We start from the raw sequence: 24,448 nt of genomic DNA on the forward strand, positions 1-24,448 counted from the left end.
TTGAGGTCGGCACATTCTGCCCCCCATGCTCAGCTGCGGCCGTGCGCTAGCGCATGTTGAACAGTTCCTGATGGAAATCGCTGGCCGGCAGGCCGTGCTCGGCTAGGTCATGGCGCAGTTCGCTGCCGAAGCGGGCCGGCCCGCAGAACCAAACGTCGCGGTTTTGCCAGTCGGGGACCAGCTGGCGAACCCGTGCTGGCGTAAGCCGGCCCTGTTCGGCTGTCGTCAGGACGTGCAGGCGTATGCGGGCTGCTTCCGCCAGCGCTCCCAGGCCCGCGATGAAGCCCTGGTCCGGTGCACCGGTGCAGTAGAAAAGATCGACTTGGTGGCGTTGCTCTTTATCCACCGCCAGCGCCTGCAGTTGGCCGATGAAAGGCGCAATGCCAATGCCGCCGGCAATCCAGATCTGTGCTGGTGCGCGTCCGCGAAAATCAAAACAGCCGTAAGGGCCTTCTATCGTGACGGCATCGCCGCTGTGCAATGTTTGCGGCAGGGTGCGGGTGTAGTCACCGATGCCTTTTATTGAGAACGACAGCTGGCCGTCGTTCTGCCAGGCACTGGAGAGGCTGAACGGGTGCGGGCCTTCAGTCTCGTCAAACGTGACAAAGGCGAACTGCCCCGGCGTGTGCCCCGGCCAGGCGCCGTCCAACATTATGTGCACCTGCAAAACGCGGTTGTCGGCGTGGTAGGTGAGTTCTTCAATGTGGCCGACCACCTGATGTCTGCGACCTACCCGACGCAACAACGAGACGCCCGCCGCGAACGAGCCGGCGGCAAGTAGCAAAGCCATGGTGACGCCCAACACTGAAGACCAGTAGACCGGCGGCATCAGCATCACGCTGTGCGCGACCAGCACCAGATAGACCAGGCCCAGCCAGCGATGCGTCTTGAAGAACCAGCGATAGGGGAACTGCTTGAGCAGCGCGAGGATGATTAGCAGCGCGGCCAGGTAGAACGCCCACTCACCGATATCCTCGGCAAAGCCGCGCTGCTGGTGGAGCCAACCGATCAGCCCTTCCTGGATCTGACCCGCGCCGCGTCGCGCTGGAGGTTGGAGCCAGCCCAAATCCACCAGCCATTTAGGAATTTGCGCCCACCCCCAATGCACTGCCGATACCACCAAGGCGGCGATGCCCAGCCATTTATGCAACCGGTAGTTCTTGTCCAGTCCGCCCAGCAGGCGCTCCAGCCACTGTGGGCGGATGGCGAGGTAGATCGCCGCGCTCATGGCGGTGATGGCAAGAGCGCCACTGTAATGAACCATGTCTGCGCGCAGCGGCCAGAAACGGGAGTAGTCGACTGGGACGACGCCAGCTGTGGTGAGCCAAAGAACGGTTACGGTTGTGAACAGCGTGACGAAGGCCAGTCTGATCCGCTGCATACAAGGCCCCTCCTGTTGTGCCGACGGCATGAGCAGCATGCGCTTGCGATACGGCTGTGGGCATGATCGTTATCAACGGCATTGATTAGTGAGCTAATCAACAGCGCCGTACAATCGTCAGCCAAATGTTTTGCGGAGTGATTCATCTGTGCAACCCGTGATCACCATCGAGCACCTCACCAAGACCTACGCCTCAGGACATCCGGCGCTCAAGCAGATCGATCTAGAGATCCACAAAGGCGAGATCTTTGCCCTGCTTGGGCCCAACGGCGCGGGCAAGACCACACTGATCAGCATCATCTGCGGCATCGTCAATCCCGGTAGCGGACGTGTGTCGGTGGATGGCTTCGACATCATCAATGACTACCGCGCCGCGCGTTCGAAGATCGGGCTGGTGCCGCAAGAGCTGTTCAACGAAGGATTCGAGAGCGTCTGGGCGACGGTGCGGTTTTCTCGCGGTCTTTTCGGCAAGGCGCCGGACGACGCTTACCTTGAGCAGCTGCTGCGCGACCTGTCGCTGTGGGACAAAAAGAGCGCGCGCATTATCGAATTGTCCGGCGGCATGAAGCGCCGGGTGATGATCGCCAAGGCGCTGTCGCACGAGCCGAGCATCCTGTTTCTCGACGAGCCTACAGCCGGCGTCGACGTTGAGCTGCGCCGCGACATGTGGGAAATGGTCCGCCGCCTGCGCGAGCGCGGTGTGACCATCATTCTCACCACGCACTACATCGAAGAGGCCGAGGAGATGGCCGACCGCATCGGTGTGATCAGCAAGGGCGAGATCATCCTGGTCGAGGACAAGAAAGCGCTGATGCAGAAGCTTGGCACCAAGCAGCTGACCCTGCATCTGCAACGGCCGCTGGCAGAGATTCCGGCGGAGCTGGCCAGCTATCCGCTCGAACTGGTCGACTCGGGCAACCAGCTGGTGTTCACCTTTGATGCCCAGCACGAGGACACCGGCATTGCTGACCTGCTCAGGCGCCTCGCCGCCCACGGCATCGACTTCAAGGACCTGCAGTCGAGTCAAAGTTCTCTGGAAGAAATCTTCGTCAGTTTGGTGAAAGGCAGCCGCACATGAATTTCCATGCAATCCGCGCCATCTATCTGTTCGAGTTGGCGCGCACCTGGCGCACGCTGTTGCAAAGCATCGCCACCCCGGTCATTTCCACATCGCTGTATTTCGTGGTCTTCGGTTCGGCTATCGGTTCGCGCATGGAGGCGATGCACGGCATTCCCTACGGCGCCTTTATCATTCCCGGCCTGATCATGATGGCGCTGCTCACCGAGAGCATTTCCAACGCATCGTTCGGCATCTACATGCCGCGCTATTCAGGGACCATCTACGAGGTGCTGTCGGCGCCAGTGTCGTATCTGGAGATTGTGATCGGCTATGTCGGTGCGGCAGCGACCAAGTCGATCATTCTCGGCCTGGTGATCCTTCTCACGGCGCGCTTGTTCGTCGATTACGAGATCGCTCATCCCTTTGTGATGGCGCTGTTCCTGGTGCTGACGGCGGTGACCTTCTGCCTGTTCGGTTTCATCATCGGCATCTGGGCGGACGGGTGGGAAAAGCTGCAGATCGTCCCATCGCTGATCGTCATGCCGCTGGCTTTTCTGGGCGGCAGTTTCTACTCCATCGAGATGCTTCCGCCGCTCTGGCAGAAGGTCACGCTGTTCAACCCGGTGGTGTACCTGATCAGCGGCTTTCGCTGGAGCTTCTACGGCGTTTCTGACGTTAACGTCGGCATCAGCCTGGCCATGACGCTGGGCTTCCTGGCGCTGTGCCTCGGGTTGATCTGGTGGATCTTCAAGACGGGCTATCGGTTGAAGAACTAGCCTGAATGAAAAAAGCCCCGCTCAGCTTTTGCTGGCGGGGCTTTTTTGTGCCGGCGGGCTGTGTTTTACAGGCCTGCAGCGGCGCGCAGGGCGTCAGCTTTGTCGGTCTTTTCCCAGGTGAAGGCGGTGAAGGTGTCGCCACCGACCGTCATTTCAACTGGAGTACGCCCGAAGTGGCCATAGGCTGCGGTGGCTTTGTACATCGGGTGCAGCAGGTCGAGCATGGTGGTGATTGCGTACGGACGCAGATCGAAATGCTCGCGGACCAGGGCGACGATCTTCTCGTCGCTGAGCTTGCCAGTGCCGAAGGTGTTGATCGAAATCGAAGTCGGTTGGGCCACGCCGATGGCGTAGGAGACCTGAATTTCGCAACGCTCGGCCAGGCCGGCGGCGACGATGTTCTTCGCCACGTAACGACCGGCGTAGGCGGCCGAACGGTCGACCTTGGATGGGTCCTTGCCGGAGAACGCGCCGCCGCCATGACGGGCCATGCCGCCATAGGTGTCGACAATGATCTTGCGTCCGGTCAGGCCGCAGTCGCCCACCGGGCCGCCGATGATGAACTGGCCGGTCGGGTTGATGTGGAACTGGGTGTCCCTGTGCAGCAGCTCAGCCGGGATCACGTGTTTGACGATCAACTCCATCACCGCTTCCTTGAGGTCGGAATGCTTAACCTCAGGATTGTGCTGGGTGGAGAGCACGATGGCGTCGATGCCGACCACCTTGCCGCCTTCGTAACGGCAGGTGACCTGGCTCTTGGCATCTGGACGCAACCACGGCAGCAGGCCGTTCTTGCGCGCTTCGGCCTGGCGTTCGACCAGTGCGTGGGAGAAGCGGATCGGGGCGGGCATCAGCACGTCGGTTTCGTTGCTGGCGTAGCCGAACATCAGGCCTTGGTCGCCAGCGCCCTGATCCTCCGGCTTGGTGCGGTCAACGCCCTGGGCAATGTCCACTGACTGCTTGCCGATGATGTTGATGATGCCGCAGGTGGCGCCGTCGAAGCCGACTTCCGAGCTGTTGTAGCCGATGTCGACAATAACGTCGCGCACCAGCTGCTCGAGGTCGACCCACGCGCTGGTGGTGACTTCGCCGGCGACAATGGCGACACCGGTTTTGACCAGCGTTTCACAGGCCACGCGGGCGTGCTTGTCCTCGGCGATGATGGCGTCCAGCACCGCATCGGAAATCTGGTCGGCAATCTTGTCCGGGTGCCCTTCGGACACGGACTCGGAGGTGAAAATCGAGTATTCGCTCATCTATCGGTTCCTAATTACCGGTGGGTGAGTCGGCTGTCAGGGGCGAGCCGGGAAAAGTACCGGGTCTGGATCTGAAAACCGTTTTTCAAGCCAATGTAGAGGCTCTCGCCGGGCGTGAGCCCCGCGGCATCGGCCCAACGGGCCAGATCGTCCTGTTCGAAGCCCAGCCAGAGATCGCCGCAGGCCTCCTTGGCCCAACTCTGGTTGTGGCTGCACAGCTCGGTGATCAGCAGGCTGCCGCCCACGTTCACCAGCCGCGCCAGTTGCTTGAGTGCTTCACCCGGCGCGGCCAGATGATGCAAAACCATGTTCAGCACAACGCAGTCGGCTGACGGACATTCGTCCTGCAAGGCGTCTGCAAGTTTCAACTCGACATTTTCCAGCGCATCCTGCTCGCAACGTGAGCGAGCCAGCTCAAGCATTGCCGGGCTGTTGTCCACTGCGACCACTCGGGCGAACCGATGAGCCAGTTCCGGCAGAAAGCCGCCGTCGCCGGGGCCTACCTCCAGCGCAGTAGCCTGGCCTGGAAGATTCAGCGCATCGAGCAGCGCGACCACGCTGTCGCGGTACTGCGGGAAGCCGGCGATCATGTCCTGCCGCGCCTGAAAGCTGCCGGCCATTCTTGCGAAGAAGTCTTCGCTGGCGGCGCTGCGCTGGGCATGCACCGCGGCAATGCGTGCCTGCACATCCAGCGGCAGGCTCAGCTGATCAACTTCCTCCAGCAGTGCGGCATGCAGCTTGCCGCCAAGGCTGTCGCTCTGGGGGAGGGCGCGGCGATAGAAGATCGCGTTGCCTTCACGGCGCGTCGCCAGCAGGCCGGCTTGGGTCAGCACCTTGAGGTGATGGCTGATGCCGGATTGTCCGGTGGCAAAGATCTGCGCTAGCTCGAGCACGCCGAACGAGTCGCTGGCCAGCGCACGCAGCACGTTCAGCCGCAGCGAATCGCCGCCGGCCTTGCACAGGGCGGCGAGCTGATCGCTGTCGTCGAAAGACATCTGGGGAATGCGCAGGCTCATAGGCAGCGCAGTCTAGTCGGTCGATTTTCGTCCAGCAATGGCAATATCAAAAAGTTTTGATATTGGACAAGCGGCGCCTTAGCCGATCAGGCTGTTGACGCCCATGCCGCAGGAGACCAAGCCCAGGGCCAATAGAAAAAAGTTGGGCAGCAGATCGAGCAGCCCCTGCAGGCGGTCATTGCTCGACAGTTGGCGTGACACCAGACTGTAGGTAATCAGAATGGAAACATCGACCAGCGCCCAGATGGCGATCAGCGCCAGCGCCTGCGGCGCGAAGGGTTGCGCCGGCAGAATGAAGCCCGGCAGAAATGCGAGAAAGAACAGGATGTCCTTGGGGTTGGACAGCCCGACCGCCATGGCCCGCCAGAAGTAGTGTGACTGCGGGCGGGGTACCTCCCTGGCTTCTTCGCCACCGCCGCCACACAGGCCGTCGGCGCCAAGCCAGATCAGATAGAGCCCGCCGAGCACCTGGCCCCATTCGAGAATCACCGGTTTCAGGTCAAGGGCCAGATAGATCAGCATCAGTGCGGCGATCAACAGCAGTTGCGCGGAAATCACGCCGCCGAGAATGGTCCAGGCCGGCCAGCTGCGCCGTGCATCGGCGACGACCAGTGCGACGACTGGGCCGGGGGAGGCGATCAGCAGGGCGACCGCGGCAGCAAAGGCGAGATAGGTGGCGTTCATAGCTCGGTTACCAGTTCGAAGATGCGCGATTGCTTGCCCAGCTTTTCGGTGTAGAAGCGCAGGTTGCAGCTGGCGAAGGTGCGCTGCATCCAGCGGTCGCTGCCATCGAAACGGGCCGTGAAGGGGCTACGTGCGTGTGCGGTCCGGCGGTTGTCGATGATCAGCAGATCGCCATGGGTGAGCCGCACCGGCTCGACCACCTCCCAGGCAATGGCGCGCAGTCGCTCCAATGCACGCTGGGCCCGATCGCTGTAGGCGACCATGAATTGCGGGTCGAAGCGCAGAAAGGGCGCGTCGGGGTCGCCGTAGAGCACGGTTTGATGCTTGTTGATATCGATGCGCTGGTTTTTCTCGCTGGGGCCGTAGTCGGACAGAAAGTTGTACGGCTCGTTGAGAAAGAACACCTGATCTTCGTAGGAAAGCCGGTCGAGAATGCGTTCGGCCGAAGCAATGTAGGTAACGGCTTCAGCCGCCGGATCCTGGCGCAGGCAGAGCAGCAGCAAGTAGTCGGGCTGGATCGCGTGAAAAGCGTTCTCGGTGTGCAGGTCGAGTTCGGTGTCGAAGCTGTCCGAAGTCGCGGCGCGTGACTGCGTCTGCTGCGGGAAAAAATTGTTGACGATGCAGCCGCCCGATTCCTGCACGTAGCCGATGGGTTCGCCCAGCAGGGCGGTAGCTTGCAGCAGCAAGCGCTCGCTGCGGTCGTCTTGCTTGTTCAGCTCGGTGCGTGAGGCGGGCGTCGGCGGGATCTCGCCGATGTCCGTGTCCTCCACGAGGACAAAACCCTTGGCGTTACCCATCAGCTTGAAATCGAGGATATCCGCTATCTGTGTTTGACTGAGCCCCCCGTGACGAATGCTGGCAGATAAAAGTTGATCGAACTCACGAGTGGGCATGTCATCCTTCCCTAGCGTTATACAGGCAGAGGCCTCTTTTTTGAGTCGGTGTCAGCGCGAGGCTGGCCCGATTGCTGGCGAGTATTGGTGGGGCCTGGAGGGTTGCAAAATGGAAAAAACGGCCATATGGCATGAGTTTTACTCATGCTGGAGTCTGCCGGCATGACGTTGCGCATGCCGCCGCTCTATGCGCTGCGCGCCTTTGAGGTCGCGGCACGCTTCGGCTCGTTCACACAGGCCGCGGAAAGTCTGTGCATTACCCAGAGTGCGGTCAGTCGACACGTGAAGACGCTGGAAGAAAGCCTCGGCTGCCCGCTCTTCGAGCGGCGCGGTTCACGGCTGGCACTGACCGACACCGGACGGCTGCTGGCGCAGGAACTCAAGGTCGGCTTCCGAACCATCGAGAACGCCTGCATCGCCATCAACCGTCAGCAGGATGCACTCCGGCTGAAAGCGCCGTCGACGCTGACGATGCGCTGGCTCCTTGGCGCGCTGGAGAGTTTCCAGCTCGACCAACCGCAGGACCGCGTGCAACTGACCAGTGCTTGGATGGACCTCGACTCGGTGGACTTCCACAACGAGCCTTTTGATTGCGCCATCCTGCTCGGCCATGGCGGGTTTCCGGCGGACTGGAACCGGGTCAAGTTGTTCGATGAGTGGCTGGTGCCGGTCTGCTCACCGGAGTTTCAGGGCGGATCACCCTGGACAGCCGCGCGCCTCGCCGATGCAGCGCTGATCCACCCCTCGCGTGACTGTCGGGATTGGCGACGCTGGTTGCAGCGCGTCGGCTGGGTCGAGTCAGTCAACTGGCAGCAAGGCAAGCTGTTCGACACGCTGGAGCTGGGAATTTCCGCGGCGGCGCAAGGGCATGGCATCTCGATCGGCGACCTGGCGTTGGTCAGCGCCGAATTACGCAAAGGCTCGCTGATGCTGCCGTTCGACCAGGCGGTGCGCTCCGGCGATAGCTATTACCTGGTATGGCCGGCAGCCGGTGAGACGCCCCCGACGCTGAGCCGAATGAAGGACTACCTTCTGCAGCATTTGCCGGACATCGGCAGCTGTGGCGTCAGGCTGCTCGACTAAAGGCGGGCGTTGGCGGCGGCTCGGCCCTTATTCAGTCATTGCCCCGCCACCCGCGGTAGGGGAAAATGGCCGCCTTTTTCTTCGTACACCCCCGCAGGAGATTCAGCGATGCCCAGCCGTCGTGAGCGAGCCAATGCCATCCGCGCCCTCAGCATGGATGCTGTGCAGAAAGCCAACAGCGGCCACCCGGGTGCCCCCATGGGCATGGCGGACATCGCCGAGGTGCTCTGGCGTGATCATCTGAAGCACAGCCCGACCAACCCTCTCTGGGCCGATCGCGACCGCTTCGTGCTGTCCAACGGCCACGGCTCGATGCTGATCTACTCGTTGCTGCATCTGACCGGCTATGACCTGTCTATCGACGACCTCAAGAACTTCCGCCAGCTGCACAGCAAGACCCCGGGTCACCCGGAGTTCGGCTACACCGCGGGCGTCGAGACCACCACCGGGCCGCTGGGTCAGGGGCTGGCGAATGCCGTGGGTTTTGCCCTGGCCGAGAAAGTCATGGCGGCGCAGTTCAACCGCGACGGGCACAAGATCGTCGACCACCACACCTATGTATTCATGGGTGATGGCTGCCTGATGGAAGGCATCAGCCATGAAGTGTGCTCGCTCGCGGGCACCCTGGCGCTGAACAAGCTGGTCGCTTTCTACGATGACAACGGCATCTCCATCGACGGCGAAGTCCATGGCTGGTTTACCGATGACACCCCGCGCCGCTTCGAGGCCTACGGCTGGCAGGTGATTCGCAACGTCGACGGCCATGACGCCGACGAAATCCAGATAGCGCTCGAGACGGCGCGCAAGAGCGACCGGCCGACGCTGATCTGCTGCAAAACCATCATCGGTTTTGGTTCGCCGAACAAGCAGGGCAAGGAAGAGTGCCACGGTGCCGCGCTCGGTGATGCCGAGATTGCCCTGACCCGTGAGGCGCTGGGCTGGACGCATGGCCCGTTCGAGATTCCGGCCGATATCTACGCCGAATGGGATGCCAAGCAGAAGGGCGCTGACGCGGAGAACGAGTGGAACAAGCGCTTCGCCGCGTACGAAGCCGAATTCCCGGGTCTGGCATCCGAGTTCAAGCGGCGCATGGCAGGTGAGCTGCCGACCGACTTTGCGGAAAAGGCCAGCGAGTTCATTCGTGAAGTTGCCACCAAGGGCGAAACCATCGCCAGCCGCAAGGCCAGCCAGAATTGCCTGAATGCCTTCGGCCCGCTGCTGCCTGAGTTGCTCGGCGGCTCGGCGGATCTGGCTGGCTCCAACCTGACCCTGTGGAAGGGCTGCAAGCCGGTGGTTGCCGAAGATGCATCAGGCAACTACATGTACTACGGCGTGCGCGAGTTCGGCATGGCTGCAATCATGAACGGCGTTGCGCTGCACGGCGGCCTGATTCCTTACGGCGCTACCTTCCTGATGTTCATGGAATACGCCCGCAACGCTGTGCGCATGTCGGCGCTGATGAAGCAGCGTGTGCTCTATGTTTTCACCCACGATTCCATCGGTCTCGGTGAAGACGGCCCGACTCACCAACCGATCGAGCAGCTGACCAGCCTGCGTACCACGCCGAACCTGGACACTTGGCGCCCGGCCGACACGGTCGAATCAGCCGTGGCGTGGAAGCACGCCGTCGAGCGCAAGGACGGCCCGAGCGCGTTGATCTTCTCGCGTCAGAACCTGCCGTATCACATTCGCGACAACGAAACCGAGTCGTCCATTGCCAAGGGTGGCTACATCCTCAAGAACTGCGCTGGCGAGCCGGAACTGATCCTCATCTCCACCGGTTCGGAAGTCGGTCTGGCCGTCCAGGCCTATGACAAGCTGACCGAGCAGGGCCGCAAGGTCCGCGTGGTGTCGATGCCCTGCACCAGCGTCTTCGACGCGCAGGACGCCGCCTGGAAGCAGCACGTGCTGCCGGTCGAAGTCGGCGCGCGCATCGCCATCGAAGCGGCCCATGCGGACTACTGGTACAAGTACGTCGGGCTCGACGGCCGCATCATCGGGATGACTACCTACGGCGAATCGGCTCCGGCTGGCCAGTTGTTCGAGGAGTTCGGCTTCACCGTCGAGAACATCCTCGCGGTTGCCGAAGAGCTGCTGGAAGACTGATAGGTAAGCTGAAAGCTGGAGGCTTGCTTTAAGCCTTCCAGCTCAGGTTTTGCGACATCACAGCAGCTGAGAAGGGGCGGCTCAGGATTGTCGGTGGCGGCGGTACGAACCACTTCCGGTCTTGGCTTCCCGCTTCCAGCTCGCACAAGACGAGCCGCGAATGCCCCGAACTTCCCCTTACCGCATCGCCCTCAACGGTTACGGCCGCATCGGTCGCTGCGTGCTGCGTGCTTTTTACGAGCGCGATGCCGCGTTTGATTTCGAGATCGTTGCCCTCAACGACCTTGCCGACATGGCCAGTCTGGAATACCTCACCCGTTTCGACTCTACTCACGGCCGTTTTCCCGGTGAGGTGAGCGTGGATGGCGATTGTCTGCACCTGAACGGTCATTGCGTGAAAGTGTTGCGTGAGTCGACGCCTGAAGCGGTCGATTGGCGCGCTCTGGGAGTGGACCTGGTGTTGGAGTGTTCCGGTGCCTACAACACTCGGGCCGGTGGGGAGCGCTTTCTCGCTGCAGGCGTTCCGCGGGTGCTGTTTTCGCAGCCCATGAGCGGCGCCGCGGATGTCGATGCAACAGTGGTCATGGGTATCAATCACCAGCGGCTGACGGGCGCCGAGCGGCTGGTGTCCAATGCGTCCTGCACGACCAATTGCGGCGTGCCGCTGCTCAAACTGCTCAACGACGCGATTGGTCTGGATTACGTTTCGATCACCACCATTCACTCGGCGATGAATGATCAGCCAGTGATCGACGCCTATCACCACGATGACCTGCGGCGCACGCGCTCGGCCTTCCAGTCGGTGATTCCAGTCTCCACCGGCTTGGCAAAAGGCATTGAACGCCTGCTGCCGGAACTCTCGGGGCGGATTCAGGCCAAAGCCGTGCGGGTGCCAACGGTGAACGTGTCCTGTCTGGATATCACGCTGCAGATGACGCGTGATACCGATGCGTCGACGATCAACCAGATCCTGCGGGAAGCCGCTGAATCCGGGCCGTTGAAAGGCCTGCTCGCGTATACCGAGTTGCCCCATGCCAGTTGCGATTTCAATCACGACCCGCATTCGGCGATCGTCGACGGCAGCCTGACGCGCGCCTCTGGGCCGCGGCTGGTGAACCTGTTGGCGTGGTTCGACAATGAATGGGGTTTCGCCAACCGCATGCTCGACGTGGCCGATCATTATCTGCGCGCCGCCCACCGCACTTAGCCGCCGCACCGGGCGTCCGCGGCTTGAAAACATCGCCGTTCTTGAACTTAAGGAAGATCACATGACCGTTTTGAAGATGACCGACCTCGACCTCCAGGGTAAGCGCGTGCTGATCCGCGAGGACCTCAACGTGCCGGTCAAGGATGGCGCAGTGAAAAGCGACGCGCGCATCCTGGCCTCGCTGCCGACCATCAAGCTGGCGCTGGAGAAGGGCGCGGCGGTGCTGGTCTGCTCGCACCTCGGCCGTCCGGAAGAGGGTGTGTACAGCGAAGAAGACAGCCTCAAGCCGGTCGCCGATTACCTGAGCAAGGCGCTCGGTCGCGAAGTGGCGCTGGTCAAGGACTACCTCGACGGCGTCGAGGTGCAGGCCGGCGAGCTGGTGCTGCTGGAGAACGTGCGCTTCAACAAGGGCGAGAAGAAGAACACCGACGAGCTGGCGCAGAAGTACGCCGCGCTGTGCGATGTGTTCGTCATGGACGCCTTCGGCACTGCCCACCGTGCCCAGGGGTCGACCCACGGCGTCGCCAAGTTTGCCAAGGTCGCCTGCGCCGGCCCGCTGCTCGCGGCTGAGCTAGATGCACTGGGCAAGGCATTGAAGAGCCCGGCACAGCCGATGGCGGCCATCGTCGCTGGCTCCAAGGTTTCGACCAAGCTGGACGTGCTCAATAGCCTCAGCCAGGTCTGCAATCAGCTGATCGTCGGCGGCGGCATCGCCAATACCTTCCTGGCGGCGGCCGGCTACCCGGTGGGCAAGTCGCTGTATGAAGCGGATCTGGTCGACACTGCTAAGGCCATTGCTGCAAAGGTCAGCGTACCGCTGCCGGTTGACGTAGTCGTCGCCAAGGCCTTCGCCGAAGACGCCGAAGCCACCGTCAAGGCAGTCGCCGACGTGGCCGAAGATGACATGATTCTGGACATCGGTCCGCAAACGGCGGCCAATTTTGCCGAGCTGCTGAAGTCTTCCAAGACCATCCTCTGGAACGGCCCGGTTGGCGTGTTCGAGTTTGATCAGTTTGGTAACGGCACCAAGGTTCTGGCCCAGGCGATTGCCCAAAGCCCGGCGTTTTCCATCGCCGGTGGCGGTGACACCCTGGCTGCTATCGACAAGTACGGTGTCGCGGAGCAGATCTCCTATATCTCCACTGGCGGTGGCGCCTTCCTCGAGTTCGTCGAAGGCAAGGTTCTGCCCGCTGTTGAAGTGTTGGAGCAACGCGCGAACTGAAGCAGCTGATGGCCTTTTGTCGTTACAAACGTAACGGCAAAGGCAACCCCTGCGACGGGTTGCTGTCTCTGTTCTGTCCAGATGAGGAATGGAGACTCACCATGCGTTTCGCCGCAATAGCTGTTTGCTTTATTGGCCTGGCCGGTTGTGCCGGAGGTTCGCCGGACTCGCTCTGCGAAGTAATCGACCCGCCACCGGCACAGAGCCCGACTGCGCAGAATGATCAACGCATTGAGATGCAAAGCACGGGCGACCCGACTGCAGGAACCGCCGCGGATATGCAGGATTGTCCCTGAGCCAGCAAGGAGGACCAATGAAAGGTCTGCTCATTCCGATTGCTGCAGCACTGCTCGGCGGGTGCGGGCACTGGCAATCCGGTCCGGATGCGCCCTTTGTAGTTTGGAAGTGTCAGAGCGAGCAAAACATCGCCTGGCGCTATGCTGATGACAGCCACCAGATGGTGGAGCTGAAAATTGGCGACAGCCAGCAGGTTCACAGGTTGCGCAAGGAACCGGTGACCCGTGGTGCTTTCTATAGCGATGGTGTTGTGGCCTTCCATGACAAGGGGACTGGTGCGCTGGTCTATCGTCTGGCTGATGACAAACTGCTCGCCCATGGTTGCAGTGCGTCGTTGATCAATATCTGATCTAACAAGCGGCTGGCTCCCCTGTTTTAAGGCGTTTTTACCGGGTCTGATGGCTTTTGAGCCGTCCACCACTACAATGCCGCGCCATACCGCGCGGTGCTTGAACACCGTCAGCCCTTGCGGCAGGCTTTACATGATTAATCGACCCTAACCGGGAGAAAGGAAAACATGGCACTCATCAGCATGCGCCAGATGCTCGACCACGCCGCCGAATTCGGCTACGGCGTGCCGGCCTTCAACGTAAACAACCTCGAGCAGATGCGAGCCATCATGGAAGCGGCCGACAAGACCGACTCCCCGGTGATCGTCCAGGCTTCGGCCGGTGCTCGCAAATACGCCGGCGCGCCGTTTCTGCGCCACCTGATTCTCGCCGCGGTGGAAGAATTCCCGCATATCCCGGTGGTCATGCACCAGGATCACGGCACCAGCCCTGACATCTGCCAGCGCTCGATCCAGCTGGGCTTCAGCTCGGTCATGATGGACGGCTCGCTGCGCGAAGACGGCAAGACGCCGTCCGACTACGAATACAACGTCCGCGTCACTCAGCAGACCGTTGCTTTCGCCCACGCCTGTGGTGTGTCGGTGGAAGGCGAGCTGGGTTGCCTGGGCTCCCTGGAAACCGGTATGGCCGGTGAAGAAGATGGCGTCGGTGCAGAAGGCATGCTGGATCACAGCCAGCTGCTGACCGATCCGGAAGAGGCTGCCGATTTCGTCGCCAAGACCAAGGTTGACGCCCTGGCCATCGCCATCGGCACCAGCCACGGCGCCTACAAGTTCACCAAGCCGCCAACCGGTGACACCTTGTCGATCCAGCGCATCAAGGAAATCCACAAGCGCATTCCTGACACTCACCTGGTGATGCACGGCTCCTCCTCCGTACCGCAGGACTGGTTGAAAATCATCAATGAGTACGGTGGCGACATTAAGGAAACTTACGGCGTGCCGGTCGAGGAAATTGTCGAAGGCATCAAGTACGGCGTGCGCAAGGTGAATATTGATACGGACCTGCGTCTGGCCTCTACCGGTGCGATCCGCGAGTTCATGGCGAAGAACCCCAGCGAATTCGACCCGCGCAAGTACCTGGCCCAGACCGTGACCGCCATGCGCGACATCTGCATTGCGCGTTACGAGGCGTTCGGCACCGCCGGCAATGGCTCGAAGATCAAGCCGATTTCCTTGGAAGGCATGTTTGAGCGTTATGCGCGCGGCGAGCTCGACCCCAAGGTCAACTGAGTCGATGCGTTGAAAAACGAGCCCGCCTAGTGCGGGCTCGTTGCGTTTGGGGCGTTGTTCTTTGCGTCAGGCTAGCAGCTGCTGAATCTGGCTGCGCAAAGAATCCAGTGAGAACGGCTTGGCGAGGATCGGCGCGGAGCGCGCAATCTCGCTGCCTGATTCCTGGATCTCGATCGGGTAACCGCTGATGAAGATGATCTTGAGGTCGGGTCGCAGCTTCAATGCGGGCTCCGCAATCATCACTCCGGACACGCCGCCAGGAAGACGAAAGTCAGTCACCAGCAGATCGAGTTGCGGCTTTGTCGCCAGGATCTCGAAGGCCCGCGGCGCATCGGCGGCCTCCAACACCTTATAGCCTTCGCCGGCGAGGTAATCAGACAGCAGGGAAAGGATGTGAGGTTCGTCTTCGACGAGTAAAACGACTTTCTTGTGTGCTTGGCTCATCGGAGCGATTCTCGATGTGTTTCATGAACATAGTGCGGTAGGGGCATTAATCCACGCGGATCAGCGTTGGAGCGAGTGCCGCTGCGCAAGTTCAGCGATGTGCCGCTGCCAGTCAATCGTTTGCTGCGATTTGCCCAGCTTTTCGCGATGCCACATGCATTGGCAACCGGCAGTCGAGTAGTTAGGCTCCCCTTTTCATCGCTGGAGTGCCCTCATGCCTGACGAAAATCATCGCGCTATTTCGGAGCTGACGCTGGATGACTATCGCACCAACGCCGAGGCCTTTCGCGATGGGACTCGAGACCACGACGTCAGCCAGAACATCGATGCGTTACTCCGGCACATCGAGGGCAAGGCGCCGCTGCGTATTCTCGACCTTGGCTGTGGGCCAGGGCGGGATCTCAAAGCGTTCACAGCGCGCGGGCATATTGCGGTCGGCCTCGATGGCGCCGAGCCCTTCGTGACAATGGCACGTGCCGAAACGGGGTGTGAAGTGCTGCATCAAAACTTGCTTGAATTGGATCTTCCGGCCGAGTCCTTCGACGGCATTTTTGCCAATGCGGTGCTGTTTCATCTGCCCAGTCGCGAAATCGCCGGAGTCTTGTCGAGACTCCACGCGGCACTTCGGCCTGCCGGGGTATTGTTCTGTTCCAACCCACGCGGCGACAACCAGGAAGGCTGGAGTGGCGCCCGCTACGGCACCTGGTACGACTGGCCTACGTGGCAGCGCTTGCTGCATTCCGTCGGATTCATTGAATTGGAGCACTACTATCGCCCGCCAGGGCTGCCGCGCGAGCAACAACCCTGGCTTGCAAGCGTCTGGCGCAAGGCCTGAGCGCTCGACAGCGAACTTCAATATTTGTTCTTCCGCACAGCAGAATGCATGCCGTAAGCGTAACCGTCATGCGTTTTGCATGCGTACAAAGCGCCATTATGTGACGCAAGTCGCTGAAATGACGCGAGTTTTTATGTTTGCCCGGTTGGCATGATCGATGCTCTAGCTACGTACGCTGGAACATAACCGGAGTACACAATAATGATTGCCGCTGAAAAAGTTCTCTCTGCCGCGTTTCCCGAGTTTGAAGTCGTCACCGCACCTCGTCCTGATGGCGGGCTCCTGCTAACGCTTCGTAACGATGATCGGGACGTCATCAAGCGGGCCCTGTCCAAAGGACAGACCCAGACGAATATCCAGCTTGAGTGGGTCATCAGTTCGGTCCGCCGTGACCTGGCGCTGGAAGCGGGAATGTCGCCCGCCATCGCCCGGCTCCAAAGCCAGAGCCGTACCGGGCTGCCCACCTACGAGTACGCCTGAGTCGGGCGGCAGGCCTGTATTGCCACAGGCCTGCCGTACTCGGACGTGCCTGCCTAGCGCTGACGATCAGACCGAAGAGCCTGAATGCAGTGCAAACCTGATGAGAGGGAACCCAATGAACGCCATCGACCTGTTGATCGACGACCACGAGAAAGTCAAAGATATTCTGACGCGCCTCACCGATACCACCGAGCGTGCCGTCAAGACCCGCACCGAACTGTTACAGAAGCTGGAAATGGAAGTGTCGATCCATACCCAGCTGGAAGAACAGATTCTCTATCCAGCCTTCAAGGAAGCGGGTGGGAAAGAGGAGAAGACCATGTACCACGAGGCCAAGGAAGAGCATCGTGCAGTTGATTCGCTGGTGCTTCCAGACCTCAAGGCTACTGACCCCTCGACGCTTGAGTTCTCCGGGCGCGTGAAAGTCTGCAAGGAGCTGCTCGAGCACCACATCGAGGAAGAAGAGTCCGAAATGTTTCCCACGGCGCGTGAGTTGTTCAGCGATGACCAGCTGAGCGAGATGGGACAGCAAATGGAAGAGCTAAAGAGCCGCCTGAAGAAAGAATTCGCTGCGAAACAGGCCGCCTGACTGATCGCCGCCGGGGCGCAACGCCCCGGTCTAGCCTGGTCGATCAAAGCAGCAAGCCCCGCCTATTGCCCCGCTGATCTGCATCAATATTCCCCCACGACGCTACTGTCAGGCTTGATGGCTTACTGCTACTAGCTGGCGTGTTTGCCTGCATGTAGTTGCTCAAGTGAAAGGAGCTGCGCTTTGTGGCTCCAGAGTAGGTGGCGGATGGAAGACGAGCTGAAGGAATTGCTGCAGCGGATCGGTCTTGGACCTGAGGCGATCCGTACGCGCATGCGCTTTCTGGAGTGGCAGCCCAGCGATGGCGCGAGGCTGAACAGTGCAGCTGCCGACCTGGACGATGCGCAAGCCCGGTTCATCGAGCGCCTTTATACCCACATGGCTGCGTTCGATACACCGACCGCCATGTTGGCCGATCCCCAGCGGCTGGTGCGGCTCAAGCACAGTCAGCAAAGCTACTACGAACGGTTATGGAACGGCCCGTACGACCGCGACTATGTGAAGGATCGTTTGTTGGTCGGGCTGGTGCATCAGCGCGTGGGTGTCGATCTGGAGTGGTATCTGGGTGCCTACCGACTGTATCTCGGTGACATGCTGGCCGAGCTACTGGGAGATGCTCCGGGTTACGCGGTGTTCAACAGCCTGCTCAAGGCAGTGTTCTTTGACATGATCCTCGCCATCGACACCTACACGGTGGCGCAGCGGCAGGCGCTGGAGGACAGCGAAGCACGCCTTGCCCGTGCCTTGAGAGGCACAGAGGATGGCATCTGGGACTGGCACATCGATGCAGATCAGCTCTATCTCTCCGAACGCTGGATGGCCATGCTGGGCCTTTCCGCCGAGCCCGGATACACCAGTGACAGCTGGTTCAAACGGGTCCATCCGGATGACCTGGCGGGCCTGCGCGAAGCCATTTCCACCCACCTGGGTGGCCGTACCGCAGCGCTGAACCACGAGTACCGCATTCAAACTCACTACGGCGAGTACATCTGGGTGCAGGTGCGCGGCGTGGTCGAGCATTGCGAACGCAGCGGGCGGCGCATGGCCGGTTCGCAGACCAATATCAGTGCGCGCAAGATCGCTGAAAGCTGCCTTCATCACGCGGCCCGTCACGACCCGCTGACCGGGCTGGCGAATCGTCTGCACATGGATGAGCTTCTCAGCGCCGCGCAGCAGCGCAGTGGGGTGCGTGAATCAGCGCTGCTGTTCGTCGACGTTGATCGCTTCAAACTGATCAACGACAGCCTTGGTCACCGTGTCGGCGATCAGGTCCTGGTGGAAGTTGCCCGGCGTCTCTCCGGCTGCCTGCGTCCTGGTGATCATCTCGCCCGTTTCGGCGGCGACGAGTTCGTGGCCTTGCTCGGCGACCTTGCCTGTGCCAGCGACGCCGAGCGGGTGGCGCAGCGCATGCTCAATGCACTGCGTGCGCCGTTGCAACTGGCTGAGCGGACACTGACACTCACGGCCAGCATTGGTATCGCTCCGCTGCAGCGTGATGGCAAACCGCTGGATGCATTGCAAGCCGCCGATCTGGCGCTGTACCGCGCCAAGGACGCTGGCAAGAACCAGTTCGCCTTGTACTGCGAGGGGCTGCAAAGCACGGCCCAGCGTCAGCTGGAGCTGCAGAGCAATTTGGCGCAGGCGCTAGAGCGCAACGAGTTCACGCTCTGTTACCAACCGATATGTCGCCTGGTTGATGGTCAGCCCCATCTGGCCGGGGTCGAGGCACTGTTGCGCTGGCAGCATGACGGTCGCTCGGTCGGCCCCCAGGAGTTCATCCCGATCCTCGAGGAGTCCCGCGAGATCGTCCGGGTCGGCGAGTGGGTGTTGCACGAGGCCTGCGCGCAAGTCCGTCGCTGGCAGCAGGCCGGTCAGGCGCAGCTCTACTGCTCGGTGAATCTGTCGATCAGGCAGCTGCAGCAGGCGGACTTCATCCACCGTCTGATCGCGATACTTGGCGAGACGCAGCTGCCCGCTTCGAGCCTGGTACTGGAGATCACCGAGACCCTGTTGATGCAGCACAGTGATGCAGTACTGGCGACCCTGCAGGAGATCGCCAACCTCGGTGTACGTCTGGCGCTGGATGATTTCGGCACCGGCTACTGCTCGCTCGGCTATCTGAAGCAGTTTCCTCTGCACATTCTCAAGGTCGACCGCAGTTTCATTGCAGGGGTGGGAGAAGATGCGGATTCCGCCGTGATCAGCCGGGCCATCATCGGGCTGGGCCAGAGCCTGGATCTGACGGTGGTTGCCGAGGGCGTCGAAGAGCCGAAACAGTTGGCATTTCTCGAGGCCGAACACTGCGAGTACGCTCAGGGCTATCTATTCAGTCGACCTTTGTCAGCCATCGACCTGCGCCGGAGCTTCCGTAATGACCACTGTGTCGACGGCCTTTGGCAGCTGGCCGCGTCGGCCTAGCCGGTTTGCCTATTGAGGGCTGAGGGCAGTCATTCGCAACCGTCGGGCGGCCTGGGCACTCGGGCGGGGCACTCCAGGCTGTCTGCAGGGTCAATTTTCTTAGGGATTGACTCATGCCCGCAGGCTATTCGCGGGCTCGACGCTTGGAGGTATTGATGCGATTAGCCTATCTGTTTGCCCCTGTGCTTGGCCTGGTCCTTGTAGGCTGCGGGCAGGATGACGCTGAACGGGAGGTAGTGACGCCCGAACCTGCGATCGAAAAGCCTGAACCGCCGTTCACCGGGGCGCCACCGTCCAACGATGGAGCGGGTGCCGGTCCTGAAGCCGGTGCGCCGTTGGCGACCGGTGCAGAGGGCAGCATGGACACAGCGCCAGCGGACAACGGCAGCGGTCTGGGCACCGCGTCTGGGGCGGGAACCGCGCCTCACACCACACCCGGCGCCTCAGGCGCTGCTCAGTAAAATTCCGAATTATCTGATTGCATGTGCTGAAGCCGCCCAACATGAGGTTGGCGCACTGCACGGCAGGAGAACTGATATGAAATCCAGACTGATTGCCATGACTGCGGCACTTCCGCTCGCATTGACACTGGCTGGCTGCTCCCCGGACGACGAGCCGTCGGCGCTGCGCAATGTCGAACGGAACCAGCAGGAGTACCAGAACACGGCGACTGACCCGGCCGGCCCGCGTGAAATCTCACCGCCTTCCAATATGACCAATCAGTAGTGGGTCAGACGTACTGCGCCGCGGCGTAACCCGAGGCCCAGGCCCACTGGAAGTTGAAGCCGCCGAGGTGGCCGGTGACGTCCAGTACCTCGCCGACGAAATACAGCCCCGGCGATTTCTGTGATTCCATCGTCTTGGATGAGACTTCCCGGGTGTCCACCCCGCCGAGGGTCACCTCGGCGGTGCGATAGCCTTCGGTGCCCGCCGGCACCAGCCGCCAGCAGGCCAGTCGCTCGGCGATTTCGGTCAGTTCGTTGGCTGAATACTGCTTCAGGGGTTTAGAGGTGAGCCAGTGTTCCGCCAAGAGCCCGGCCATTTTGCGCGTGAACAATTCGCCGAGCAGGGTCTTCAGTTCGGTATTGGGGCGCTCGCGGCGTTGCTCGTCCAACCACTCGCTCAGGTTCAGATGCGGCAACAGATTGATCTCGATGGCATCGCCCGGCTCCCAGTAGGAGGAGACCTGTAGAATCGCCGGACCGGACAGCCCGCGATGGGTGAACAGGATGTTTTCACGGAAGCTCTGGCCGTTGCAGCTGACCAAGCAATCCTCGACTGAAGTCCCCGACAGCGCTTCGCACATCGACTTAAGTTGTGGCTCGGTGATGGTGAAGGGCACCAGCCCTGCGCGGGTCGGCAGCACGGTGTGGCCGAACTGCCGCGCCACTTGATAACCGAATCCGCTCGCGCCGAGAGTCGGAATCGACAAGCCGCCTGTGGCGATCACCAGCGACTGACAGGCGACCGGGCCTGCATCGGTCTGCAGTTGGTAACCAGCCTCTGCTTTGTCGATCTGTTGTACGGCCGTATTGAGCCGCAGGTCGACGCCGGCCTGCTCACACTCGTCAAGCAGCATGCCGAGGATGTCGCTTGCCTTGTTATCGCAGAACAACTGGCCCAGCTTTTTCTCGTGGTAGGGCACGCCGTGACGGCTGACCATCTCGATGAAGTCCCACTGGGTATAGCGGGCAAGGGCTGACTTACAGAAATGCGGATTGCCGGAGAGGAAGTTGGCCGGCTCGGTGTAGAGGTTTGTGAAGTTGCAACGGCCACCGCCGGACATGAGGATCTTCTTGCCGGCTTTGTTGGCGTGATCCAGCAGAAGCACCTGACGGCCCCGCGCGGCTGCGGAGAATGCGCACATCAGCCCGGCAGCACCCGCGCCGATCACCACCACGTCCATTTGCACCACCATGCACCTCAAGCAGAAAACGCGAGATGGTACTCCTGCCGCCGCACCTCTGCAGCCGGGGTTGTTGGCAGCCGACAAAACAACCCATGCGTTCGGCTCGCTTTGTGCTTTGCTAAGAGGATGATGGCGTGTCGCTAGTAATGTCGTGAGGGGTGTGTGACGAGGCTCAGACGTTTTCTGTGGTTGGTCTTGCTGCTAACAAGCACTCAGCTCTCGGCCGAAGTGCTGCGCCTAGCCGGTAATGTCTGGCCGCCTTATACGGACCGAGGCTTGCCGGAGCAGGGACTGTCGGTCGATCTGATCCGCACGGCACTGGGCCGCGCCGGCTACCGCGTCGAATACCGGGAGGTGCCCTGGGAGCGCGCGCTGCTGGGCCTGAAGAATGGCCGATACGACATGATAAACGGCTGGCCGGCCGTGGACCGTGCCGGCTACTCCCGCAGCTCAAGGCCGTTTTTGACCAACCGCATGCGCTGGGTCCAACGACGCGATAGCCACATTCGCTATGACGGCATAGACAGTCTGATAGGTTTGCGCATCGTGTTGAGCCGCGGTTATTTCTATGGCAGCGGCCTGCAAACCGATGCGCGACTGATCAGGGGATACGCGACTGATTTCGTGCAAGCGGCGCGTATGTTGCTCGCCGGCCGAGCCGACCTGACGCTGGAAGATGAGCGCACCGCGCTGTTCCACTTCAGTCGCGAACTTGAGGACGTAAGCGATGAGCTCTCGTTCCTGCCGGGTGAGTTCAACCTGCTCGACCTGTCGCTTGTCGTGCGCAGCGATCACCCCCTGCAGGCAACAATCATCGCGGCGTTCAACCGGGAGATCGCCGCGATGGTGGAAGACGGCAGCTACGCGGCGATCTTCCATCGTCATGGCTTGCCCGCACCCTTGGCGTTGCCTTAGCGCTGGGCCTGCGGTTGTTGTTTGATCAGGTGCGCTGCCATGCTGCGTAGTGGTGCCAGCTGTCGGCAGATCAGCCCCAGCTGGGTCTGCAGCAGACGATGGCTATCGTCGATGTCTTCCGAGGTTTGCTCCAGCTGCTGCGCCAGCGCTTCCTCGGCTTCGCTGTAAACGGCAACCGGCTGATCGTGTTGCAGCCCGTCGGCCAATTCGTCGAGGCTGCGCGCCAGTTGCTGGACCGCACTTTCCAGTATGTCATCCCGGGCATCGGCCGGCAGGCTTTCGCGGTGTGCGCCCAAGCCTGACAGGTAATTGAGCAGCGTGTGCGAGAGGATCAGGAAGCGAAAGCCGGTTTCGGCGTCCTTGCGGAAATGTCCAGGCTCCAGAAGCATGTTCGACAAGGTAGTCGAGAGGGCTGCGTCCGCGTTGTGCGCATTGCGGCGCGCCAGTCGATAGGCCAGATCATCGCGTTTGCCGCTTTCGTATTGCGCCATGATCTGCCGCAGATAATCGGCACTGCGTGCGAGCGTATTGGCAACTACCTGATTGAGACGCCGGCCCTGCCAGTCCGGCAACACAAAGAATACGGCGGCTGCCGCAATCAGGCTGCCCAACAGGGTATCGACCAAGCGCGGCCAGAACAGCCCGTAACCGTCACCGACCTGATTGAAGCAGAACAGCACCAGCAGTGTGATTGCGGCGGTCGCCAGGGTGTAGCGGCTGCTGCGGGTAGCGAAGAACACCACGCCTGCGATCACGGCGAACAGCGCCTGTACCTGCTGGCTGGGAAACAGGTCGAACAGCGCCCAGCCCACGGCCAAGCCGAGCGCCGTTCCAGTCACGCGCTGGACCAGCTTGATGCGCGTTGCGCCGTAGTTGGGCTGGCAGACGAACACGGTGGTCAGAAGCACCCAATAGCCCTGTTCGGGATGGATGGTGTGAAGCACGGCATAGCCGCAGAGCAGCGCCAGGCTCATGCGCAGAGCATGGCGGAACAGCAATGAGGTGGGCGTCAGCTGCAGGCGGATACGGTTGAACGCATCGCGCAGCGATTGCGGCTGTCGATCCAGCAGGCTGCTGTCCTGCTCGCCTTCCAGTGCATCAGGGTTGGTCGCCGTGGATAGCTGGCGCTGCATGGTCGCCAGATTGCCGGACAAGGCACGCAACGAGCGCAACAGTCCGCGCCATGCCGGATTGCTCTGCATCCGCAGATGTTCGAGCGATGACTCCAGATCCGCCAGCGCCTGTGCATTGGCTTCGCTGTAGCGAAACGGCTGGCGCAGCTGAACGGCATTAGCGAGGTCCACGCAGGCAACGCCTTGCAAGCGCAGCAGCCTGCCGCAACGAAACAGCACGTCGCAATGAAAGAACGCCTCGGCCAGCTCCTGGTAAGGGTAGTGCGAGGAACCGACGCGCTCGTGCAAGTCCTGTGCGAGGAAATAGAGTTTGAGGTAGTGGCTGATTTTCACTCCCGGCCGCCCATTGCCCAGGCGATGCAAAAGGGTTTCCTTGGTGGCGTTCAGGGCGCTCACCACGCGGCCATTCTGCTGCGCCAGTTGCAGGCGACGTTCTTCCACATCCAGCTGGCGCACCGGCTCGAAGAGGGAGGCCTTGAGTTTGTAGTACTGCCCCAGCTCGCGGTACAGGCGGGCCAGACTTTGCTGAACGGGTTGGTGCGCGAACAGCGCATTCCAGAGGACCGAGAGCAAGCCGTACCAGGTGGCGCCAGCCAACAGCAGCAGCGGGTCGCGCCAGGGGTGCAGCGCTTCGCCACCTCGCTGGTCGGCCGCAATCATGCTGTAGATCGAAAGAATCAACGTAGCCTGGGCGATGGTCGCGTAGCGCTCGCCCAAAGCTCCGAGCATGACCAGGCTGAACGCCGCGGCCGCCATGCCAAGCGCGAAGAGCAGAGGGAAGGGGAACAGCAGCTGCACCGATACCGCGGCGATGCTGAAGCACAGCAGTGTGACCAGGAGTGCTGATAGGCGCCCCAGCCAGCTGTCGTCGGTCTCCGCGAGGGCGCTGGCAATGACGCCGAGAAACAGTGGAATCGCCATCGCGGGCTGTGCCAGGTACCAGCTCAAACCCATGCTGCCGGCCAGCGCGATCAGCACGCGAAGGCTGTAGCCGAACTTGTCCAGCGCCCAGAGCTGGCGCAAGGAATGGTTGAGCGAGGGTGAGCGCATATGAACGAGTCGGACCTGTCGGCGATAAGAAGAAGGTTGGACGCCGGCCGTGAGGGGACGTCACGGCAAGCGAAGCAAAGCTTATACCGTCCATCCGTCTCGCATCACCGGA

24 protein-coding genes are annotated in these 24,448 nt (G+C 61.3%); 16 read left to right on the plus strand and 8 right to left on the minus strand.

Translation table 11 applies throughout. The features are described 5' to 3' along the window. Positions 1-46 precede the first annotated feature (46 nt). Positions 47-1,381, minus strand: a complete 1,335-nt coding sequence (locus ALTERO38_RS00875; RefSeq protein ID WP_159966925.1) for a ferric reductase-like transmembrane domain-containing protein — start codon at positions 1,379-1,381, stop codon at positions 47-49. Between the two features lie 148 nt (positions 1,382-1,529). Here ALTERO38_RS00875 and ALTERO38_RS00880 point away from each other — a divergent pair, with 148 nt between their 5' ends. Both ALTERO38_RS00880 and ALTERO38_RS00885 read left to right on the plus strand, forming a co-directional pair. Beyond that, positions 1,530-2,459 carry an ABC transporter ATP-binding protein gene (locus ALTERO38_RS00880; RefSeq protein ID WP_159966926.1) on the plus strand — a complete coding sequence of 310 codons (930 nt, stop codon included), beginning with the start codon at positions 1,530-1,532 and terminating at the stop codon, positions 2,457-2,459. Beyond that, a complete protein-coding gene (locus ALTERO38_RS00885; RefSeq protein WP_102836701.1) occupies positions 2,456-3,217 on the plus strand; it encodes an ABC transporter permease in 762 nt (253 codons plus the stop codon). Before ALTERO38_RS00880 ends, ALTERO38_RS00885 begins: the two co-directional genes overlap by 4 nt. 65 nt (positions 3,218-3,282) lie before the next feature. Here ALTERO38_RS00885 and metK read toward each other — a convergent pair whose 3' ends face one another. The 4 genes from metK to ALTERO38_RS00905 all read right to left on the minus strand — a co-directional run bounded on the left by metK (position 3,283) and on the right by ALTERO38_RS00905 (position 7,066). Beyond that, complete coding sequence (gene metK / locus ALTERO38_RS00890) at positions 3,283-4,473, minus strand: methionine adenosyltransferase (protein WP_159966927.1); 1,191 nt, start codon at positions 4,471-4,473, stop codon at positions 3,283-3,285. 14 nt (positions 4,474-4,487) lie between these two features. Further along, positions 4,488-5,489 (minus strand): metalloregulator ArsR/SmtB family transcription factor, encoded by a 1,002-nt coding sequence (locus ALTERO38_RS00895; RefSeq protein WP_159966928.1) that lies wholly within the window; start codon positions 5,487-5,489, stop codon positions 4,488-4,490. Positions 5,490-5,567: 78 nt separating this feature from the next. After that, positions 5,568-6,173 carry a LysE family translocator gene (locus tag ALTERO38_RS00900; RefSeq protein WP_102836704.1) on the minus strand — a complete coding sequence of 202 codons (606 nt, stop codon included), beginning with the start codon at positions 6,171-6,173 and terminating at the stop codon, positions 5,568-5,570. Further along, a complete protein-coding gene (locus ALTERO38_RS00905; RefSeq protein WP_159966929.1) occupies positions 6,170-7,066 on the minus strand; it encodes a TauD/TfdA family dioxygenase in 897 nt (298 codons plus the stop codon). The genes ALTERO38_RS00900 and ALTERO38_RS00905 overlap by 4 nt, the downstream gene beginning before the upstream one ends. Before the next feature lie 162 nt (positions 7,067-7,228). Here ALTERO38_RS00905 and ALTERO38_RS00910 point away from each other — a divergent pair, with 162 nt between their 5' ends. The 7 genes from ALTERO38_RS00910 to fba all read left to right on the plus strand — a co-directional run bounded on the left by ALTERO38_RS00910 (position 7,229) and on the right by fba (position 14,563). Further along, complete coding sequence (locus ALTERO38_RS00910) at positions 7,229-8,149, plus strand: LysR substrate-binding domain-containing protein (protein ID WP_159969609.1); 921 nt, start codon at positions 7,229-7,231, stop codon at positions 8,147-8,149. A 108-nt stretch (positions 8,150-8,257) separates the two neighbouring features. Beyond that, entirely contained in the window at positions 8,258-10,255 is a 1,998-nt protein-coding gene (tkt, locus tag ALTERO38_RS00915) for a transketolase (RefSeq protein ID WP_159966930.1), read from the plus strand. Between the two features lie 160 nt (positions 10,256-10,415). Next, positions 10,416-11,462 (plus strand): erythrose-4-phosphate dehydrogenase, encoded by a 1,047-nt coding sequence (epd, locus tag ALTERO38_RS00920; protein WP_159966931.1) that lies wholly within the window; start codon positions 10,416-10,418, stop codon positions 11,460-11,462. Positions 11,463-11,523: 61 nt separating this feature from the next. Continuing rightward, entirely contained in the window at positions 11,524-12,684 is a 1,161-nt protein-coding gene (locus tag ALTERO38_RS00925; RefSeq protein ID WP_148925432.1) for a phosphoglycerate kinase, read from the plus strand. Positions 12,685-12,785: 101 nt separating this feature from the next. Beyond that, positions 12,786-12,980, plus strand: coding sequence for a hypothetical protein (locus ALTERO38_RS21425; RefSeq protein WP_256663741.1), 195 nt, complete (start codon positions 12,786-12,788; stop codon positions 12,978-12,980). A 17-nt stretch (positions 12,981-12,997) separates the two neighbouring features. Then, the gene (locus ALTERO38_RS00930; protein ID WP_148925430.1) at positions 12,998-13,330 is read left to right on the plus strand and encodes an MliC family protein; all 333 of its coding nucleotides are present in this window, start codon (positions 12,998-13,000) and stop codon (positions 13,328-13,330) included. Between the two features lie 168 nt (positions 13,331-13,498). Further along, positions 13,499-14,563 (plus strand): class II fructose-bisphosphate aldolase, encoded by a 1,065-nt coding sequence (gene fba / locus ALTERO38_RS00935; RefSeq protein ID WP_159966932.1) that lies wholly within the window; start codon positions 13,499-13,501, stop codon positions 14,561-14,563. A gap of 66 nt (positions 14,564-14,629) precedes the next feature. Here the strand turns inward: fba and ALTERO38_RS00940 are convergent, their stop codons facing one another. After that, positions 14,630-15,007, minus strand: coding sequence for a response regulator (locus tag ALTERO38_RS00940; protein WP_102836712.1), 378 nt, complete (start codon positions 15,005-15,007; stop codon positions 14,630-14,632). 214 nt (positions 15,008-15,221) lie between these two features. On the opposite strand from ALTERO38_RS00940, the gene ALTERO38_RS00945 reads away from it, so the two are divergent. From ALTERO38_RS00945 to ALTERO38_RS00970, 6 genes are all read left to right on the plus strand, one after another. Then, positions 15,222-15,842 (plus strand): bifunctional 2-polyprenyl-6-hydroxyphenol methylase/3-demethylubiquinol 3-O-methyltransferase UbiG, encoded by a 621-nt coding sequence (locus ALTERO38_RS00945; RefSeq protein ID WP_159966933.1) that lies wholly within the window; start codon positions 15,222-15,224, stop codon positions 15,840-15,842. 201 nt (positions 15,843-16,043) lie between these two features. Next, positions 16,044-16,322, plus strand: coding sequence for a DUF3509 domain-containing protein (locus ALTERO38_RS00950; protein WP_102836714.1), 279 nt, complete (start codon positions 16,044-16,046; stop codon positions 16,320-16,322). A 115-nt stretch (positions 16,323-16,437) separates the two neighbouring features. Then, positions 16,438-16,911, plus strand: a complete 474-nt coding sequence (locus tag ALTERO38_RS00955; RefSeq protein ID WP_148925428.1) for a hemerythrin domain-containing protein — start codon at positions 16,438-16,440, stop codon at positions 16,909-16,911. Between the two features lie 207 nt (positions 16,912-17,118). Next, positions 17,119-19,329, plus strand: coding sequence for a bifunctional diguanylate cyclase/phosphodiesterase (locus ALTERO38_RS00960; protein ID WP_159966934.1), 2,211 nt, complete (start codon positions 17,119-17,121; stop codon positions 19,327-19,329). 155 nt (positions 19,330-19,484) lie between these two features. After that, complete coding sequence (locus ALTERO38_RS00965) at positions 19,485-19,790, plus strand: hypothetical protein (protein ID WP_148925426.1); 306 nt, start codon at positions 19,485-19,487, stop codon at positions 19,788-19,790. A 76-nt stretch (positions 19,791-19,866) separates the two neighbouring features. Beyond that, on the plus strand, positions 19,867-20,055 hold the full coding sequence (locus tag ALTERO38_RS00970) for a hypothetical protein (RefSeq protein ID WP_148925425.1): 189 nt from the start codon (positions 19,867-19,869) through the stop codon (positions 20,053-20,055). Between the two features lie 4 nt (positions 20,056-20,059). Here the strand turns inward: ALTERO38_RS00970 and ALTERO38_RS00975 are convergent, their stop codons facing one another. Then, positions 20,060-21,235: an NAD(P)/FAD-dependent oxidoreductase gene (locus ALTERO38_RS00975; protein WP_372239393.1), complete on the minus strand. Its 1,176-nt coding sequence runs from the start codon at positions 21,233-21,235 to the stop codon at positions 20,060-20,062. A 165-nt stretch (positions 21,236-21,400) separates the two neighbouring features. Between ALTERO38_RS00975 and ALTERO38_RS00980 the strand changes: the two genes are divergently transcribed. Further along, on the plus strand, positions 21,401-22,153 hold the full coding sequence (locus ALTERO38_RS00980) for an ABC transporter substrate-binding protein (protein ID WP_159966935.1): 753 nt from the start codon (positions 21,401-21,403) through the stop codon (positions 22,151-22,153). Here ALTERO38_RS00980 and yccS read toward each other — a convergent pair. Then, positions 22,150-24,336, minus strand: a complete 2,187-nt coding sequence (gene yccS, locus ALTERO38_RS00985) for a YccS family putative transporter (RefSeq protein WP_159966936.1) — start codon at positions 24,334-24,336, stop codon at positions 22,150-22,152. The genes ALTERO38_RS00980 and yccS overlap by 4 nt on opposite strands. Positions 24,337-24,448 lie beyond the last annotated feature (112 nt).

This window comes from Pseudomonas sp. 9Ag, assembly GCF_902506445.1.
GTDB classification, from domain to species: Bacteria; Pseudomonadota; Gammaproteobacteria; order Pseudomonadales; family Pseudomonadaceae; genus Stutzerimonas; species Stutzerimonas stutzeri_AB.

Excerpts from the sequence above, each read along its gene's own strand:
- ALTERO38_RS00875 (WP_159966925.1), bottom strand. The coding sequence starts at position 1,381 with ATGCAGCGGATCAGACTGGCCTTCGTCACGCTGTTCACAACCGTAACC.
- ALTERO38_RS00885 (WP_102836701.1), top strand. The coding sequence starts at position 2,456 with ATGAATTTCCATGCAATCCGCGCCATCTATCTGTTCGAGTTGGCGCGC.
- metK (WP_159966927.1), bottom strand. The coding sequence starts at position 4,473 with ATGAGCGAATACTCGATTTTCACCTCCGAGTCCGTGTCCGAAGGGCAC.
- ALTERO38_RS00895 (WP_159966928.1), bottom strand. The coding sequence starts at position 5,489 with ATGAGCCTGCGCATTCCCCAGATGTCTTTCGACGACAGCGATCAGCTC.
- ALTERO38_RS00900 (WP_102836704.1), bottom strand. The coding sequence starts at position 6,173 with ATGAACGCCACCTATCTCGCCTTTGCTGCCGCGGTCGCCCTGCTGATC.
- ALTERO38_RS00905 (WP_159966929.1), bottom strand. The coding sequence starts at position 7,066 with ATGCCCACTCGTGAGTTCGATCAACTTTTATCTGCCAGCATTCGTCAC.
- ALTERO38_RS00910 (WP_159969609.1), top strand. The coding sequence starts at position 7,229 with ATGACGTTGCGCATGCCGCCGCTCTATGCGCTGCGCGCCTTTGAGGTC.
- tkt (WP_159966930.1), top strand. The coding sequence starts at position 8,258 with ATGCCCAGCCGTCGTGAGCGAGCCAATGCCATCCGCGCCCTCAGCATG.
- epd (WP_159966931.1), top strand. The coding sequence starts at position 10,416 with ATGCCCCGAACTTCCCCTTACCGCATCGCCCTCAACGGTTACGGCCGC.
- ALTERO38_RS00925 (WP_148925432.1), top strand. The coding sequence starts at position 11,524 with ATGACCGTTTTGAAGATGACCGACCTCGACCTCCAGGGTAAGCGCGTG.
- ALTERO38_RS21425 (WP_256663741.1), top strand. The coding sequence starts at position 12,786 with ATGCGTTTCGCCGCAATAGCTGTTTGCTTTATTGGCCTGGCCGGTTGT.
- ALTERO38_RS00930 (WP_148925430.1), top strand. The coding sequence starts at position 12,998 with ATGAAAGGTCTGCTCATTCCGATTGCTGCAGCACTGCTCGGCGGGTGC.
- fba (WP_159966932.1), top strand. The coding sequence starts at position 13,499 with ATGGCACTCATCAGCATGCGCCAGATGCTCGACCACGCCGCCGAATTC.
- ALTERO38_RS00940 (WP_102836712.1), bottom strand. The coding sequence starts at position 15,007 with ATGAGCCAAGCACACAAGAAAGTCGTTTTACTCGTCGAAGACGAACCT.
- ALTERO38_RS00945 (WP_159966933.1), top strand. The coding sequence starts at position 15,222 with ATGCCTGACGAAAATCATCGCGCTATTTCGGAGCTGACGCTGGATGAC.
- ALTERO38_RS00950 (WP_102836714.1), top strand. The coding sequence starts at position 16,044 with ATGATTGCCGCTGAAAAAGTTCTCTCTGCCGCGTTTCCCGAGTTTGAA.
- ALTERO38_RS00955 (WP_148925428.1), top strand. The coding sequence starts at position 16,438 with ATGAACGCCATCGACCTGTTGATCGACGACCACGAGAAAGTCAAAGAT.
- ALTERO38_RS00960 (WP_159966934.1), top strand. The coding sequence starts at position 17,119 with ATGGAAGACGAGCTGAAGGAATTGCTGCAGCGGATCGGTCTTGGACCT.
- ALTERO38_RS00965 (WP_148925426.1), top strand. The coding sequence starts at position 19,485 with ATGCGATTAGCCTATCTGTTTGCCCCTGTGCTTGGCCTGGTCCTTGTA.
- ALTERO38_RS00970 (WP_148925425.1), top strand. The coding sequence starts at position 19,867 with ATGAAATCCAGACTGATTGCCATGACTGCGGCACTTCCGCTCGCATTG.
- ALTERO38_RS00975 (WP_372239393.1), bottom strand. The coding sequence starts at position 21,235 with ATGGACGTGGTGGTGATCGGCGCGGGTGCTGCCGGGCTGATGTGCGCA.
- yccS (WP_159966936.1), bottom strand. The coding sequence starts at position 24,336 with ATGCGCTCACCCTCGCTCAACCATTCCTTGCGCCAGCTCTGGGCGCTG.